General features: G+C 76.7%; 1 protein-coding gene. It reads left to right on the top strand.

What is annotated here, in order from left to right; all coding sequences use genetic code 11:
- On the top strand, positions 1 to 660 hold a 660-nt coding region (locus JCR33_RS24630), incomplete at both ends, for an AMP-binding protein (RefSeq protein ID WP_198884798.1).

Genomic DNA, 660 nt, shown 5'->3' with positions numbered 1-660 from the left:
CTGATCGGCCTGCTGGCGGAGGGGGTGGCGGAGCCCGGGCGGGCGGTGTCGCAGCTCGGGATCCTGCTGCCGGGTGAAGCCGGCCGACTGACGGAGGGGTTCGCGGGCGCGCGGCGCGGGATGCCCGAGCCCGGGACGCTGACGGGGCTGTTCGAGGCGCAGGCGGGGCGCACGCCGGGGGCGGTGGCGGTGAGCGAGGGTGGGCGGCGCCTCGACTATGCTGGGCTCGAGGCGGCGGCGAACCGCATCGCGTGGCGCCTGATCGGGCTGGGGGTGGGTCCGGAGAGGGTGGTGGCGCTGGCGTTCGAGCGCTCGATCGAGATGGTGGCGGCGGTGCTCGGGGTGCTGAAGGCGGGCGCGGCCTACCTGCCGCTCGACCCGGACCTGCCGGCCGAGCGCCTCGCCTTCCTGCTCGCCGATGCGCGCCCGCTCGTGGTGCTGACGACCCGCGCGCTCGAGGGCCGGCTGCCGACCCGAGCCGACACCGCGCTCATCGCGATGGAGGACGATGCCGGCCTCGACGCAGCGCTTGCCGGCGCGCCCGGTCGGGCGCCGACGGACGCCGACCGCACCGCGCCGCTCGACCCCCGGCACCCCGCCTATCTCATCTACACCTCCGGCAGCACCGGAACGCCCAAGGCCGTCTGCGTCGAGCATCGC

The organism is Acuticoccus mangrovi (assembly GCF_016411865.1).
Lineage (GTDB): Bacteria > Pseudomonadota > Alphaproteobacteria > Rhizobiales > Amorphaceae > Acuticoccus > Acuticoccus mangrovi.
The sequence above is the reverse complement of the archived record's forward strand: the minus strand, read 5'-3'. Positions and strand labels throughout refer to the sequence as shown.